The organism is Paenibacillus nasutitermitis (assembly GCF_014641075.1).
GTDB classification, from domain to species: domain Bacteria; phylum Bacillota; class Bacilli; order Paenibacillales; family Paenibacillaceae; genus Paenibacillus_Z; species Paenibacillus_Z nasutitermitis.
In genome coordinates this window covers 1,730,373-1,743,961 of sequence record NZ_BMHP01000002.1, presented here as the reverse complement: position 1 = coordinate 1,743,961, position 13,589 = coordinate 1,730,373, and the positions used below count along the sequence as shown (strand labels likewise).

Genomic DNA, 13,589 nt, shown 5'->3' with positions numbered 1-13,589 from the left:
TCCAATGAACCGTTTTTTAATGCTTGCTCCAGATTGGAAATTTATCCTGCAGCTGCATTAGAGCGCCGCGAACCAGATCTTTTCTGCCATACAAGAAATCAATAAGATAGTCCAGCTTCTTAGTGGAGATCTTCCATTGTCCGGGAACCCCGCTGACCGCTTGTTCCAATTTCCGACGGTCAAGCGCTTCTAATACACTCAGGTAAGGCTCAAATGGATCGGGACCGTCGATATAGGGGGCAAATATTTCATAGTAGTGTCCCCAATAGACTTCCATGGTATCTGTACTCTTAATGATATCTTTGGTATCCCATTCCGGCCCGCAAAAGGCATTGGAATGATCAATCAAAAGCAGTTGTTTCGTATCCTGTAATAATAAAAGATTTGCTCCTGTAACATATCGGTCCCAGTTTTTGATCCAATGGTCAAAAACGATCATTCCCGCCATTGTCCTGATATTTTTGCAAACTGACAAATCGACTTTTTTCTTTAACGTGATTGCCTGTTCAGCGAAAAGGCAACCGATATGAGGGCCTGCCGGAACGCGGAGTTTCTTGAGAGCGGGAAATATCTCGACCAGGTCATATGAAATATTAACGACTTTGTATTCGGCTGCAGGTAAATCCAATAATTTAGCCAGTCTGAAAGCAATATACTCGTTTGCAAGCACTCCCGGCCCCTGATGATTATTCATTAGCTTAACCACATATTCGTGGCCATCATCGCAATAGAACAGATGGGGCAGCGTCCAGCCCTCGCCAATGGATTTGATATGAGATAATGCATGAACACTCATTTTATATCCCGCCTTTTAAATATAAGATCCAAGCCACTCTAAGCTATTCGCGTCATCTCTGACAAAATATCGGTATCCACCATTCGTTTTGACGATTGTCGTTAATTGGTTTGCATTATTTTCCACTAGAATGACACGGTTATAACTATCATGACCGAATACGGCTGGACCGGTCCAGGTCAAATCCGAATGATGGTTGTTTCTCCACCAATGACCCAAACCCCCTTTCTTCAAGGGCGCTACCACCTCGAAATTTCCGTGGGAGCTCTCAATCATTACAGGCGTTCCTTTCACACCATCCGCAATTACGGGTGACTTGAACCATTCTTCACTTTCCTCATCCCGCCAATAATGGACAAGGCTGTCTCCAACTCTGCCTATCAGTTCAATATTGCCGTAATGGGTCTCAATGGCGGTGAACGCCTCTATGTTGTCGCTGCCGAATGTAAACGGGCCGTATATATGTTTATTGTCATGGGTTTCTACGGATTTCCAGTATGATAACCCTTTCTCCCGGGAAGCGCTCAGCCATTCGATGGTATTCCCGGCGCTTTTCTTCCTGCGGATAAAGAAGGGCATTTTCCCGATATACGTATCAAGAAAGCATGTTTGTGCTTTTGCATTATATTGAATATGTTGTTTGAGAGCGCTTCGTACAAAGGCACGCGTTTCGTCCCCCATGTCTCTCGGTACCGGGTGAATAAGATAACAGGATGTGTTTCGGTATAGCTGACCTAAGGTTTCATCCAGCGGGAAATGAGGCCGGTAACGAATAAAGTCCCCTGTTGTTTTGGGGTAAGCATGAAGCTTGACGCCAAAACGCTCCGTCATGGTCACATAAGCGATTTCATCTATTCCGAAGGATGATGTCTTGTTTAAGTTATCCAGGAGATCGCCATATTGCTCGTTATTCAAAAAGAGCTGGACAAGATGTCTGCTAAACACCTGGCCGACATTAAAAGATTTATAGAAAGGTTCAGTTCCGAATAACGGCTTCCATAAATCATATTCTTTACGCACCTGGATCAGGCAGTAAAAGTCATCTTCCGGAATTCTGGTGTCAACCCCCATATAGTCCTTGTTTTCCATCTGACTTACAATAAATTGCTCGTAGCCTTCCCTGGCAAAAAGGGCATCCGAATCGAGGTTAATCAAATAATCATAATCGTATTCTATGTCCTCCAGCCATCTCATCGTTTCTAACAAATAGATAGCCGTGACACCGTATTCCAATTTTCTGCTGGTAGGACAGACGGGGAATCCCAGCTCATGGCACAACTGGGGATCATCGCCTCCATTGTATAGAACGACAGCGCTGTTCGGGCAATAACATCTGATGTTATCAAGGAGGTCCAAAACCACTTCTCTATTGTTATGAACCAGCAGGGCAAAACATATTTTTTTCGAATAAGCTCTCAGCTCTTCCATAAGAGTCCACCCCATAGTACAGCATTTGTTTGCATTTAAGTCAGTATCACCCTGGAGTTTGATTTAACCACGATTTCAACCTCGGTTCTTCGGACCGCGGACAGACCAGCAGCCCGGTCCCGGTAGATACAATAATCAGGTCATGGACCCCAATGATCAAGGCCTGCTGATCACCGACATATACGGTATTGCCTCTTGCGTCCACTAGAGTCGCTGCGCCATTTATAAGATTGTCGTTCGCATCAAGAGGAAGATGCCTGCGCAGAGCTGCCCATGAGCCGATATCATCCCATCCGCAATGAATGGGGATGCAATAAAGTGATTCAATATGCTCCATAACCGCATAATCAATGGATAATTGAGGCATTCGGGCATAAGCGGCAGCTGCGTCTGAAGGATACTGTACGAGGCTGTTCCACAGCTGGGGCTGGAACCGTTCCATAGCGCGTTGGATGGTGGAGGGGCGGCAGATAAAAACACCGCTGTTCCAAAACACGTCCGGTTCTTCAATAAGCTGTTCCGCCTGCCGGGTGTCCGGTTTCTCCAGAAACCGGATTACCCGAAGTATGTTTTCGGAAGGTTGAGCCTCATCCGAAGCCGTGGTTCGCAAATAACCAAAACCAGTTTCCGGCCGGCTTGGCTGTACGCCGAGCGTGACAATAGCATCCTTGATTTGGGCAGTCCGGGCGGCAACCCTGATGGCGCTGAGGAAAGGCTCTTCATCGGCTACGTATTGATCAGACGGGGCAAATACAACGGGTCGGTCATCCCCTGCCTGAAGAAAACGGAATGCGGCAAGCGCGATGCAGGCGGCTGTATCCTTTTGCTCCGGCTCAACAATGATTTGCCGGGGATTGAGGTCAGGGAGCTGAGTCTCCACTAGCGGTAAATAACGTTTGGGCACGGCGATGAATAACCGGGAATCGTCAACAAGCTTACGGAATCGCGCCAGTGTCTCCTGGATCAGCGTGCGTTCCGTATGAAAAGACAAAAACTGCTTGGGCTTGGCATCGACGCTGCGCGGCCAGAATCTGGTTCCTTTACCGCCCGCCATGATAACAATATTCAATGGTTAACCACCTTTCGATTACAAAAAAAGACAGGGTCACCCGTAAATGTACTGTCATTGTATTCGTTCTTCAAAAGGCTTTGGAACGGCTTTTGTACGTGCCTGTTTCCAAACTGGACCCATTTACCTGTTTCAATGCAAATGATAATTGTGGTATTCTTTAACGCGAGCCGAAACTTATTCGTACGGGGGAGCTTATTAAGGCAAGAATTACGTATTCTCCGGCAAATTAAAGCGTAATTCTTCCTGCGGAATATCATCCAAAATGGCAGTAGTGGATGGGTGAAAATCCGCTGGGGGTGAATCGCTGAGGCGTAGCCGATACGCTGCAGTGTAGGGTTGAAACTCCTCAATCCGAATCCGACAACTAACCTCGCAGGCCGCATGCCTGATCAGGCTGATTGACCGTTAATAACGAGCGCAGCCCGCTTCGGCGATGACGGTGCCAATAGCCGGCTCCTGGAAAGGACAGGCCTTGTGCAACCGTAAATAAAAAGGAGGACTTTAATTTTGTTCAATTTGAAATGGAAAAAAAGCGCGGCAGCCGCAGCGCTTAGCTTTGCTATTCTAGCCCATGCAGGCCCGGCACAGGCAGCATCCTACACAGCCAAGGATAATGATACATTTTGGAGCTTGTCCAAGCAATTTGGAATAAAACTGGAGCAGTTAATGAAAGCAAATCCGAATGTCGATCCACTGAATATATACCAAGGATTGTCTCTTACAGTTCCGGATTCGGCTGCCCCTGTCAAGGCCAAGGCGGCCGCGGCTCCGGCAGTATCCAAGACAGTGGCGAAAGATTCCGTTACTGTGAAAGGGCTTGTATATAACTATACGGATGTTGTCCAAGCCAAAGCGAGCGTGTATACAGCTGCAGCATCCGAGAATGGTTGGGGCCCCGTCGATTACTATGGCAATCCGCTTAAGCTTGGCACGATTGCAGTTGATCCCAAACGCATCCCGATGGGGAGCAAAGTGTATATTACCGGCTATGATCACGAGGGACTGCCTGTAGGAGGCATGATGGCCGTGGCGACAGATATGGGGAGCGCAATCAAAGGCGACCGTATTGATATCTTTGTACCGCAATCGCAGGAAAAAGCCAGGGAGTTCGGTTATCAATATGTTAAGGTCTTCATTCTCAGCAAATCATAAAAAGCTGATCCCTCATAAAAGAGCATGAAGCAAAAGCGGCTTCCCGATACCGGGACGCCGCTTTTTTGGGTTTGTGCATGCCCCAAAGCTCGCAAATATTACTTTAGGGTTCCGTGCTTCTTGCGGCAGGCTTGCTGAGCAGATCGGGAAGTGTAACAATTTGGTACCCTTTGCTGCGAAGCAGTTTAATGAGACGGGGCAGAGCTTCAATGGTGCCGGACAGGTTCTGTCCGGTACCGCCTCCCGCATGTTGAAGCACAATAGAGCCGGGCTGCAGGGTTTTCTTAATATTCAACAGAACCTTATTGCTGTCAATGCCCCGCCAATCGGAGGAATCGACATCCCAGTTGACCGCGATATAACCATTTCGTTTCATCCACACAATCTGTTCAGGCAAAATTTCACCATATGGTGGCCTGATCAATCGGGGGCTGTATCCTGCCAGGGGACGGAGTATGGCATCGGTTTGCAGAACCTGCTGCTGGAAGGCAGGCAAGGAAATCCGCGAGAATACGGCATGGTTATACGAATGGTTGCCAATAATATGTCCTTCCCTGCCAATCCGCTTAACCATTGATGGATGTTTGGAAGCGCGGGATCCGACAACAAAGAAGGTCGCCCGGACTTTGTAGCGGGCAAGGATATCAAGAATCTGTGGCGTGAAGCGGGGATCCGGCACATCGTCAAAAGTGAGGGCCACTTTCCTTTCGCCGCGCGGACCTCCGATTACGAAAGACCCCGGGTAACGTTTTTGCAGCTCTGCCCATGAAGGAGCTTTACGGCGCGGGCGTTTAGACTGCTGCTCCGCATATTGCTTTTGCAAAAAGGAGGGCCGTGGATTGCTTTCAGGCAGGGAGGTAATGGAATCCTCCGTCAGCTGCGGCGTCCGGGCATGCGAAAACAAGAGGTCCCGAATAGAAGCCCGATCCGTTTGTGAGGCGTGCAGTCGGCCTGCCAGTGCTGAATGGATGCTTAAAGTCGTGCAAACCAGCAGGAGAAGCACGGTTTTCCACGCATATCGCCTGAAATATTTATTCCCCCGCATATATTGCCTCCATTTTCTTATGATTCATTCATTGTGCCCTGGACCATACCAATCATTCATGTCTTTGGAGCAAATAAAACTTTACAGATGAAGAATAAAACCGCTAACATAGAAAGAAACCACATCCAAAGAGGAGTTATAAAAAAGATGCCGACCATTGACATGCCACTTGACGATCTGCAAGCGTATTCAGGAAGAAATCCGCGTCCAGCCGATTTTGACGATTATTGGGAACGTGCGTTGAATGAAATGCGCCAGACGGACCCGCAAATCGAAATCGTACCGAGCTCCTTTCAAACGCCCGCTGCCGAATGTTTCGATCTCTATTTTACCGGCGTGCGGGGGGCACGGATCCATGTCAAATATGCCCGTCCCCGCTTTGCGGAGAAGCCGCAGCCTGCCGTGCTGCAGTTTCATGGTTATACCGGCAATGTGGGAGATTGGCATGAGCGGCTCGGGTTTGTCTCGCTTGGCTTCTCCGTCTTCGCAATGAACTGTAGGGGTCAGGGGGGACTGTCGCAGGACGTTGGCGGCGTGACCGGAAATACACATAACGGACATATCATCCGCGGGTTGGACGACAAGCCGGATAATCTGCTGTTCCGGCATATCTTTCTGGACACCGCTCAGCTTGCTTCCATCGTTATGCGGATGCCGCATGTCGATCCGGAGCAGGTTTTTGCCACTGGCTGGTCTCAGGGGGGCGGGCTGACTATTGCTTGCGCAGCGCTTGAGCCGCGTGTCCGCAAAGTAGCGACGGTATACCCGTTCCTGAGCGACTATCGCCGGGTCTGGGAAATGGATTTGGCCAAAGACGCATACGCCGAAATACGTACTTATTTCCGCTTTTTCGATCCGCAGCATCAACGGGAAAATGAGATTTTTACAAAGCTGGGTTACATTGATATTCAATATTTGGCCAGCCGGATTCAAGGCGAAGTGCTTCTTGGAGTAGGGCTGATGGACACGATTTGTCCGCCCTCCACTCAATTTGCCGCCTACAATAAGATTACGGCACCAAAACGGTTTGAAATTTACCCGGATTTCGGACATGAGGGATTGCCGGGTCTGCAGGATAAGATTTTTCAGTTTTTCTTAGGGGATTATTAAAAGGGGAGGCAGAAAAGGATGTCACTTCAATTAAAGAAGCGGGACAAGCTCGTCATGATCGGCGATTCCATTACCGATTGTGAACGCGCAAGACCGGTTGGAGAAGGGCTGTTCAACGCAATTGGCAAAGGGTATGTCGGTATAGTTGACGCGCTTCTTACGGCAGTGTATCCGGATATGGGCATTCGGGTAGTAAACGTTGGTTCAAGCGGAAATAACGTAAGAAATCTGAAAGACCGCTGGCAGACTGATGTTATCGATCTCAAGCCGGACTGGCTGTCCATCATGATTGGGATTAATGATGTCTGGCGGCAGTTCGATGTCCCGACCATGACCGAAACCCATGTGTACCTGGAGGAATACGAACAGACGCTTGAAGAACTGGTGATCCGCACCAAGCCATCCCTGAAAGGATTGGTGCTGATGTCCCCGTTCTATATCGAGCCTAATCCGCAAGATGCCATGCGGGAGACGATGGATCGTTACGGCGAAGCGGTCAGACGGATCGCCGGCAAGCATAACGCAGTGTTTGTCGATACACAGGCTGCATTCAACCGGGTGCTAGAGCATATCTATCCGGCAACGCTGGCCTGGGACCGTGTACATCCAAGCCAGGCGGGACATACGGTTCTGGCTCGGGCGTTTCTGCAAGGCATCGGGTTTGATTATCAGAATGGCCTGTAACACAAAACAATAGCACCTGAAACGTGCAAGCTGAATTGCCCCCTGTTCGTGAGTCAAGGGAGCGGTAACGCCTATGGTTTAAGCAGCCAGTCGTCGGAAATCCAATCGGCGACTGGTTATTTCGTTTCATCAGCATTCGAATTTTCGTTATTCTGCCAGGGAACTGGCTCTTCTTGCAAATGCAAAAACACCTCCAAGGTTATCTCCATATTTTGCAACATGGTCGATTCTCTTGAAGGTTTAAATCAGGTGATGATTAAATTTTAAATATCGATACCGTCCGCTGCAGCTGTACAACAACCTGCTGCATTTTTTCGGTTTCATCGACAACAGCTTGTACGGAGCTGATTTGTTCATTCATCGAGGCGGATACCTGCTCCGTACCGGCTGCCGATTCCTGGGTAATCGCGGATATATTTTGGATCGCTCCGGAAATTTTCCTGGCACTTTCCAGCATTTGATCGCTTTCGTTTGAGAATTGATAAATCTGTTTCGTAATAAAATCAACGCTGGCCACAATTTCGGTGAAAATATGTTCGGATTCCTGGAGCATCTGGGTTTGCAGGTTGACGACTTCCTCATTGATTTTAATATTTTCGATCGCCTGCTTGACTCCGGAATCGATGCTGCGTACCAGATTGAACACTTCCTTGGTGGAGGAAGTGGATTCTTCTGCCAGCTTGCGTACTTCCTGAGCGACAACCGCGAATCCCCTGCCATGTTCGCCTGCACGCGCTGCCTCAATAGAAGCATTCAGGGAAAGCAGATTCGTCTGTTCTGCAAGATCGGAGATCGTGCGGGTAATTGCCGAGATGCCCTCCGCTTTACGGGCAAGATCCTCGATCGTGGCTGCTACAGTAGAAGTAGCTTCCACGTTGCGCTGCATACCGACAGTTTGGCTGTCGACTGCCTTGCGGCCTTTCTCGACAAGACCAAGCGTCTGTTCGGATCGTTCATTCATTTCTTTCGTGGAGGTGGCATAGGAAGCGACTTTGTCTTCAATTTCGCGTATGGATTCAGCCATGTCGGCTACATCTTCAGAAATCTCATTGGCTCCGGTGGCAAGCTCGCCAGCGGACAAAGCGACTTGCTCCATGACCTGCTTTAAATCCTTATTCTTATCAAATATATTACGGCTGGTATCGTTGACGATCCGGGAAATGTTAGAGGTATCCTTCAAAATGTCGCGGAGCTTGTCAATCATGCTGTTAAAGGAATGGCCTAGTTGACCCAGGGATGAAGAGGAGGAAACATCAACTTTCTGGGTGAAATCCCCTTTGGCAATGCCAAAAGCAATGGAAGACATTTCATCGATAGATGATGTAAGCGCTCTCTCGATCACGCTGACCAGTGGGAAGGTGACGACTGCGGCAACTAAAATGACGATAAGACCCAGCAATATGCTGCTTCCCGTAATCATTAATCCTAAAAGCAAAGCGATCGAGAAAATGCCGACAATCGTGTAACACCCGATCAGTAGTTTATTGCGGATAGATAATGAATTAAACCATAGCATGACGCAGGCTCCTCTTTATTAGAATAATCTCATTATATTCATATTGGGGAAATTTGTCTATATTGGTCTGATCCCATCATACTGAGTCGAAAGAATGAGTTGAAATATGCATAAAGACCGCAAGAACCAGGGAATTTGTAATGTAATTGTAAAAAATATGTTGTAGGAACTAGAAACCTGTCATATAATAGGCCTAATGTATCACTTGTAAGCATCAAGAAAAGAAGGAAATTATGAGGAGGTTTATTATGAGTTTGGAAGCGTTATCATTGGTCAGGCAAGTGGAATATGTATTCAGGCAGTTGGAAGAGGAGCTTATTTCTGCCGTTGCTGGAACGGTTATTATACATATTCGAAATAATGCGGTTGGGAAATACGGAATCCGGCATAATCCCATCGAAAGCAAAAACGGCCAGATCGGGCAAGCCGAGCAAGGTATGACCGCTTCACAGGTACAGTCCTTTCGTCAGATGGCCGTTGACTCCCTGAAGCTTAAACGGAATTGGACACATGGTGAAATTTTATATGATTTCTCCGTCCGGTCTGGCACGGGCACCTGGTCGGCAAGTATTTTATTCGAATCCAACTATAATTTAGCCAATGGAATGTTCCGATACCAGCCTAAATACTCCCAGAAGCTTCGGGATACCCCGTAGCGATCCCTTGCTGCCGCCTCAACGTACAAAAATGCTGCTCCGCAAATCAATTGCGGGCAGCATTTCTTTGTTATTGTTCAAACGTCCTTATTGTGATGTATCTTAGCGAAGCGGTGCGGTAATGGTGTTTCCTAAATCACGGATTAATGTTCCAATATCTTCGGACAAATTACGAATCGGATGGCCGTCCAGCGGTACCATCTGGCTGTGAAGAGTCCGGATACGGGTATGAAGCTTTTTGTCCGTCGTTATATGAACGGCGTATTTGGGCTCTATTCGTTTGACGGCTTGCATGATGTTTTTCTCAACCGCCGCCTTGTTTGCACCCTGCTTCAAATCGACGCCAACAACGGCATCCCGATTGTTTAAGATGACCGTTGCCTTATCGACCCCGTTGATTGCCGAAACACGTTTGGCTATTCTCTCGGAAGCGGTCAAATTGGCTGATTGGGAATTCGGGGCTGAATTGTTCATCGAATGGGTACCATTCATGGAATGATTGGTACCATCCATCAAATGTTGATTCCCGTTTATGGAACGGTTCATTTCATTCATGTGCCCGCGGGATTCGTTCATAAGGGACCGGTTGTCGGTAGATTGGGCCCTGTAGTTGTTCGCCTTCGTATTGTTGTTGGTTCTCGTTGCGCAGCCTGTTGAAACGACGGCAAGAGATACGGAAAGCACCACAATTGCTCCAAATTTGTACATTGGTTTTCACCTCCTGGCTTATAGGATTCTCGGCCGGGCTTAAAACCATGCAGGAAATATTTCTTAGGAGTATTTCTGTGGAGGATGCTGTTTGTCCGTTTCGGTTATTGAACATTTCATTAACTCGGAGACAGTAATGAAGCGATAGCCTCTTGCCTTCAGTTCAGGAAGAATGACTTTCAAGGCAGCTGTGGTCTGTGTTTTCCCTTGAACATGGTCATGAAAGAGCACAATATCTCCGTTTCTGGCATTTTCCAGCACCTTATTCCTTATCCGCTGAACCCCTGGACGACTCCAGTCTCGCGTATCCTGATGCCAGGACCACATAATGGGAACCAATCCCATCTGATTGGAAACCTTGACAATGGTATCGTCATAAACCCCGCCGGGAGGCCGAAACAATACAGATTTACGGCCGATCAGTTTAAATATTTCATTCTCTGTTCGCTCGATTTCCTCCCTTACTTGCCTTCCCGAGGAGGGGATTCTGAAATAAGCATGACTATAGGTATGGTTTGCGATTTCATGTCCCTCGGCAGATACCCGTTTCATAATATCCGGGTATTGCTTCACCCGTTTGCCAACTACAAAAAAAGTACATTTGGCGTCATACTGCTTCAACAGATCCAATATCTCAAGCGTTTGAACGGGATCCGGACCGTCATCAAAGGTTAAAGCCATGACCTTCTGCTTCGTCTGAACCTCCCAAATCATTTCGCCCTTTTTCTCATAATAAAAACGGTCCTTCTTCATAGGTGCGCCATCTGCTTCATTTGCGAACAGCAGCATCGAAAGGCTTACGATCCCCAGCAGATATTTGTGTGCGATCATGAATCTCCATCCTTTGCAATGTGCGTCATGTTGACATTGTTGACGTTAAGCCATATCTTTTCAAAAAAATAGCTATTGCATACGCAGGTAATAGTTGGTTACATATTTTATTGCTTGGAGGACAACATGAAGGAGGGCTTCCCAACTTTCTAAATTATGAGGAGGAAATGAAATGAAAAAATTAGCCATGATGATCGTCACCGCTTGTATGCTGTTATCGGTAGGTACGGCAGCTTATGCGGCTGATCCGGCAACCGAAACGATGCACGAGAAGAAAATGCACGAGAAGAAAGTGCACGAGAAAAAAATGCATGCCGAGAGCAAAAAAATGCATATGAAGAAGCTGCACAGTGAAAAGCTTAAAATGAAAGCTAAAGGCACAGGCCACAAATTGCATGCTAAAGGCTTGAAGGCAAAAGCGACCGAAATGCCAAAAACAGGCTTTGGCGGCGCTAGCGAACAAATGGAATAGGAGCGTAAAGGGGGGATGAATATTCCCCTCTTTTCTAAATTCAGTTATGAAAAAGCGTATACTCATCCCAATTCTGTTTCTCTTCATTTGCAGTGCCGGGTTCATTTTCCAGGAACAAATCAAAGAGCCGCATGCAATGGCAGTGTCGGGGTTGATTCAAAACTCCGGATTGCCGGAACTGTCTCGTCCCGTTCAGCCAATAAGCCAGCATAAAGGTATCGTCCCGGCCAGACTGTATATTCCTGTGCTCGATCTCCATGCAAACATTGAACCTGTTGGCGTAAAAGCGGACGGTTCAATGGGTGTTCCCCGCGATAGTCGAATGGTAGGATATCTGTCGACAGGCGCGCTTCCTGGCGAAAAGGGAAATGCAATATTGGACGGGCATGTAGACAACTATACAGGTCCTGCTATTTTTTTTCGCCTGCGGGAATTGAACCCTGGGGATCTCGTTATCATAAAGAATAAACGCGGCGCGTCTGTGGAGTTTGTTGTAGAAGAAGTGAAGACCTATATGACCTCTGAAGCACCGCTCGAGAAAATCTTCGGCCGCACGGATGAAGCCAGACTGAACCTGATTACCTGTGCCGGCAGATACAGCAGGAAAAAACGTGAGCATGAAGCCAGGCTGGTTATATTCACTAAGCGTTTGGACGAAACGTACGGCCTGCGGACAAGGGCAAAAGGAAATCCGGCTGATGAGGCGGGACCCCGCAAGAGATAAAAGGAGCCCAGAAAAAAGGTACAGACTCCCTGTTAAAGGACTGTACCTTCTTGGTGTTTCAGGCCGCTTAAAGCAGCTGTTATTTCGGATCGGTATTCGGGTGGTTCTGAAATCTAGTGGCGAATATTGCTGCCTGCCAATTGCTGCTCTGCGATTTGCACCAGTTTGCGGGTGATGTATCCTCCCAATGCACCGGTATCGCGTGTAGCCATGTAGCCGTAATAGCCGTCTTGCGGAATTTGAATACCCAGCTCTTGCGCTACCTCGTATTTCATTTGATCCAAAGCTGCGCTTGCCTGAGGGACGACCAGAGAGTTGCTGCTGCGGGATTGTCCTGCCATAATATTCACCTCCTACATGTTCTTGGGCCTTATTATGTTCCTGTTGGAAGCTTTTATGCAAAAGAAATACGAAATTTATTTCGCTGTCCCGCATTACTATTAATGGTCCCATTCATTATCCGGATATACATAGGAATTATCAGGTAGGTGGATGCTGAACGTCGAATCTAACGATTCGCCGTCCAAACCAATCCCTTCAGGAGGAAGAATGGTTTCGACATGTGTTGCCTTGAGGATGGAGACTGGAATTTTTTCGAAAACGCCTTCCTCTAACGTACCCCGTACATTCAGCCAGACATCATCGGGAAAGTGAGCCGCCTGGGGATAGTCGATGATCAGTCCGTACGGTTTGGAATCCGCGGAGCGGCAGTTCATCGCCAGCCGGCTGACGGCCAGCTGCGTTACCGGCATCCCTTCCTGTCTGTAGACACATCCGGTAATCTCAATTGTTTTGCCGATAAAAGCTTCACGGAACATATTCAGCGTTGCGAGCGTTTCCAAATATTGCTTGTCGGAAATAATAATTTCATTCATTCCGTATAAATGTTTGCCAAGCCTTGCATAGGGCGCCGTATATTCATCTGCCGGGAACAAGGCATCCAGATAGCCGGCGGCCGGCAGTGGCAGGGAATGCTCATGATCTCCGGACCCTACAAAACTGCCTGAATCATGAAAGCCGGCTTCATTTCTGGATGCGGCAGAGTTTCCCGGTATCGTATCAGGCAGCAGGAAGCCAATGACGAGCGGAAATACAAACATCCCGTAAATAAGGATGTTTCTGAGCCAGGAAGATGACGGCTCATGATTGCAATCATGGGCGGCCGCCCCGTTGCCCCTACCGACTTGAATGGCGGAGTAAACCAAATACATAGCGGTAGCGCACAATCCAAGAGCAGAGAGTTTCACGTAGACCGCCATGCGCGGTGCGATGTACTGCAGCAGATTTCCGCTAAGGGAAAGATGGATAATGTAGAAGGTAAACCCACTCATAATCGCAGCTCGCAGCAGATGGTGGACAATCGTGTTCCGGTCTTTTTTAGTCATGCTTCCCGCT

The 13,589-nt window shown here is 47.9% G+C and carries 15 protein-coding genes and 1 riboswitch; of the genes, 6 read left to right on the top strand and 9 right to left on the bottom strand.

Annotation, left to right across the window (positions count from 1 at the left end; all coding sequences use genetic code 11):
- Nucleotides 1–16: 16 nt before the first annotated feature.
- From IEY46_RS18175 to IEY46_RS18165, 3 genes are read right to left on the bottom strand one after another with little or no spacing between them, the layout of a single operon-like run.
- Nucleotides 17–796, bottom strand: coding sequence for a HipA family kinase (locus IEY46_RS18175; RefSeq protein WP_188993343.1), 780 nt, complete (start codon nucleotides 794–796; stop codon nucleotides 17–19).
- A 15-nt stretch (nucleotides 797–811) separates the two neighbouring features.
- Nucleotides 812–2,224, bottom strand: a complete 1,413-nt coding sequence (locus IEY46_RS18170) for a hypothetical protein (protein WP_188993342.1) — start codon at nucleotides 2,222–2,224, stop codon at nucleotides 812–814.
- A gap of 46 nt (nucleotides 2,225–2,270) precedes the next feature.
- Entirely contained in the window at nucleotides 2,271–3,293 is a 1,023-nt protein-coding gene (locus tag IEY46_RS18165; protein ID WP_188993341.1) for a mannose-1-phosphate guanylyltransferase, read from the bottom strand.
- Nucleotides 3,294–3,451: 158 nt separating this feature from the next.
- Nucleotides 3,452–3,689: riboswitch (cyclic di-AMP (ydaO/yuaA leader) on the top strand.
- 114 nt (nucleotides 3,690–3,803) lie between these two features.
- Here IEY46_RS18165 and IEY46_RS18160 point away from each other — a divergent pair.
- Entirely contained in the window at nucleotides 3,804–4,448 is a 645-nt protein-coding gene (locus IEY46_RS18160) for a 3D domain-containing protein (RefSeq protein ID WP_229750351.1), read from the top strand.
- Nucleotides 4,449–4,551: 103 nt separating this feature from the next.
- On the opposite strand, the gene IEY46_RS18155 is transcribed toward IEY46_RS18160, so the two are convergent.
- A complete protein-coding gene (locus IEY46_RS18155) occupies nucleotides 4,552–5,493 on the bottom strand; it encodes a polysaccharide deacetylase family protein (protein ID WP_188993340.1) in 942 nt (313 codons plus the stop codon).
- Between the two features lie 147 nt (nucleotides 5,494–5,640).
- On the opposite strand from IEY46_RS18155, the gene IEY46_RS18150 reads away from it, so the two are divergent.
- Complete coding sequence (locus IEY46_RS18150) at nucleotides 5,641–6,603, top strand: acetylxylan esterase (RefSeq protein WP_188993339.1); 963 nt, start codon at nucleotides 5,641–5,643, stop codon at nucleotides 6,601–6,603.
- Nucleotides 6,604–6,621: 18 nt separating this feature from the next.
- Nucleotides 6,622–7,287 carry an SGNH/GDSL hydrolase family protein gene (locus IEY46_RS18145; protein WP_188993338.1) on the top strand — a complete coding sequence of 222 codons (666 nt, stop codon included), beginning with the start codon at nucleotides 6,622–6,624 and terminating at the stop codon, nucleotides 7,285–7,287.
- Nucleotides 7,288–7,543: 256 nt separating this feature from the next.
- On the opposite strand, the gene IEY46_RS18140 is transcribed toward IEY46_RS18145, so the two are convergent.
- The gene (locus tag IEY46_RS18140; RefSeq protein WP_188993337.1) at nucleotides 7,544–8,803 is read right to left on the bottom strand and encodes a methyl-accepting chemotaxis protein; all 1,260 of its coding nucleotides are present in this window, start codon (nucleotides 8,801–8,803) and stop codon (nucleotides 7,544–7,546) included.
- 248 nt (nucleotides 8,804–9,051) lie between these two features.
- Here IEY46_RS18140 and IEY46_RS18135 point away from each other — a divergent pair, with 248 nt between their 5' ends.
- Nucleotides 9,052–9,459 (top strand): O-methyltransferase, encoded by a 408-nt coding sequence (locus IEY46_RS18135; RefSeq protein ID WP_188993336.1) that lies wholly within the window; start codon nucleotides 9,052–9,054, stop codon nucleotides 9,457–9,459.
- Between the two features lie 102 nt (nucleotides 9,460–9,561).
- On the opposite strand, the gene IEY46_RS18130 is transcribed toward IEY46_RS18135, so the two are convergent.
- Nucleotides 9,562–10,167 (bottom strand): YhcN/YlaJ family sporulation lipoprotein, encoded by a 606-nt coding sequence (locus tag IEY46_RS18130; protein ID WP_188993335.1) that lies wholly within the window; start codon nucleotides 10,165–10,167, stop codon nucleotides 9,562–9,564.
- A gap of 63 nt (nucleotides 10,168–10,230) precedes the next feature.
- A complete protein-coding gene (locus tag IEY46_RS18125; protein WP_188993334.1) occupies nucleotides 10,231–10,998 on the bottom strand; it encodes a polysaccharide deacetylase family protein in 768 nt (255 codons plus the stop codon).
- Nucleotides 10,999–11,170: 172 nt separating this feature from the next.
- Between IEY46_RS18125 and IEY46_RS18120 the strand changes: the two genes are divergently transcribed.
- Both IEY46_RS18120 and IEY46_RS18115 read left to right on the top strand, forming a co-directional pair.
- Nucleotides 11,171–11,470: a hypothetical protein gene (locus IEY46_RS18120; RefSeq protein WP_188993333.1), complete on the top strand. Its 300-nt coding sequence runs from the start codon at nucleotides 11,171–11,173 to the stop codon at nucleotides 11,468–11,470.
- 136 nt (nucleotides 11,471–11,606) lie between these two features.
- Nucleotides 11,607–12,194 (top strand): class F sortase, encoded by a 588-nt coding sequence (locus tag IEY46_RS18115; RefSeq protein ID WP_229750350.1) that lies wholly within the window; start codon nucleotides 11,607–11,609, stop codon nucleotides 12,192–12,194.
- Between the two features lie 113 nt (nucleotides 12,195–12,307).
- Here the strand turns inward: IEY46_RS18115 and IEY46_RS18110 are convergent, their stop codons facing one another.
- The gene (locus IEY46_RS18110; RefSeq protein ID WP_308422817.1) at nucleotides 12,308–12,538 is read right to left on the bottom strand and encodes an alpha/beta-type small acid-soluble spore protein; all 231 of its coding nucleotides are present in this window, start codon (nucleotides 12,536–12,538) and stop codon (nucleotides 12,308–12,310) included.
- Between the two features lie 96 nt (nucleotides 12,539–12,634).
- On the bottom strand, nucleotides 12,635–13,579 hold the full coding sequence (locus IEY46_RS18105) for a TIGR03943 family putative permease subunit (protein ID WP_188993330.1): 945 nt from the start codon (nucleotides 13,577–13,579) through the stop codon (nucleotides 12,635–12,637).
- Nucleotides 13,580–13,589 lie beyond the last annotated feature (10 nt).

Bases quoted from the DNA above. Each gene is read 5' to 3' on its own strand.
- IEY46_RS18175 (WP_188993343.1), bottom strand. From the start codon at position 796: ATGAGTGTTCATGCATTATCTCATATCAAATCCATTGGCGAGGGCTGG.
- IEY46_RS18170 (WP_188993342.1), bottom strand. From the start codon at position 2,224: ATGGAAGAGCTGAGAGCTTATTCGAAAAAAATATGTTTTGCCCTGCTG.
- IEY46_RS18155 (WP_188993340.1), bottom strand. From the start codon at position 5,493: ATGCGGGGGAATAAATATTTCAGGCGATATGCGTGGAAAACCGTGCTT.
- IEY46_RS18150 (WP_188993339.1), top strand. From the start codon at position 5,641: ATGCCGACCATTGACATGCCACTTGACGATCTGCAAGCGTATTCAGGA.
- IEY46_RS18145 (WP_188993338.1), top strand. From the start codon at position 6,622: ATGTCACTTCAATTAAAGAAGCGGGACAAGCTCGTCATGATCGGCGAT.
- IEY46_RS18140 (WP_188993337.1), bottom strand. From the start codon at position 8,803: ATGCTATGGTTTAATTCATTATCTATCCGCAATAAACTACTGATCGGG.
- IEY46_RS18135 (WP_188993336.1), top strand. From the start codon at position 9,052: ATGAGTTTGGAAGCGTTATCATTGGTCAGGCAAGTGGAATATGTATTC.
- IEY46_RS18130 (WP_188993335.1), bottom strand. From the start codon at position 10,167: ATGTACAAATTTGGAGCAATTGTGGTGCTTTCCGTATCTCTTGCCGTC.
- IEY46_RS18125 (WP_188993334.1), bottom strand. From the start codon at position 10,998: ATGATCGCACACAAATATCTGCTGGGGATCGTAAGCCTTTCGATGCTG.
- IEY46_RS18120 (WP_188993333.1), top strand. From the start codon at position 11,171: ATGAAAAAATTAGCCATGATGATCGTCACCGCTTGTATGCTGTTATCG.
- IEY46_RS18115 (WP_229750350.1), top strand. From the start codon at position 11,607: ATGGCAGTGTCGGGGTTGATTCAAAACTCCGGATTGCCGGAACTGTCT.
- IEY46_RS18105 (WP_188993330.1), bottom strand. From the start codon at position 13,579: ATGACTAAAAAAGACCGGAACACGATTGTCCACCATCTGCTGCGAGCT.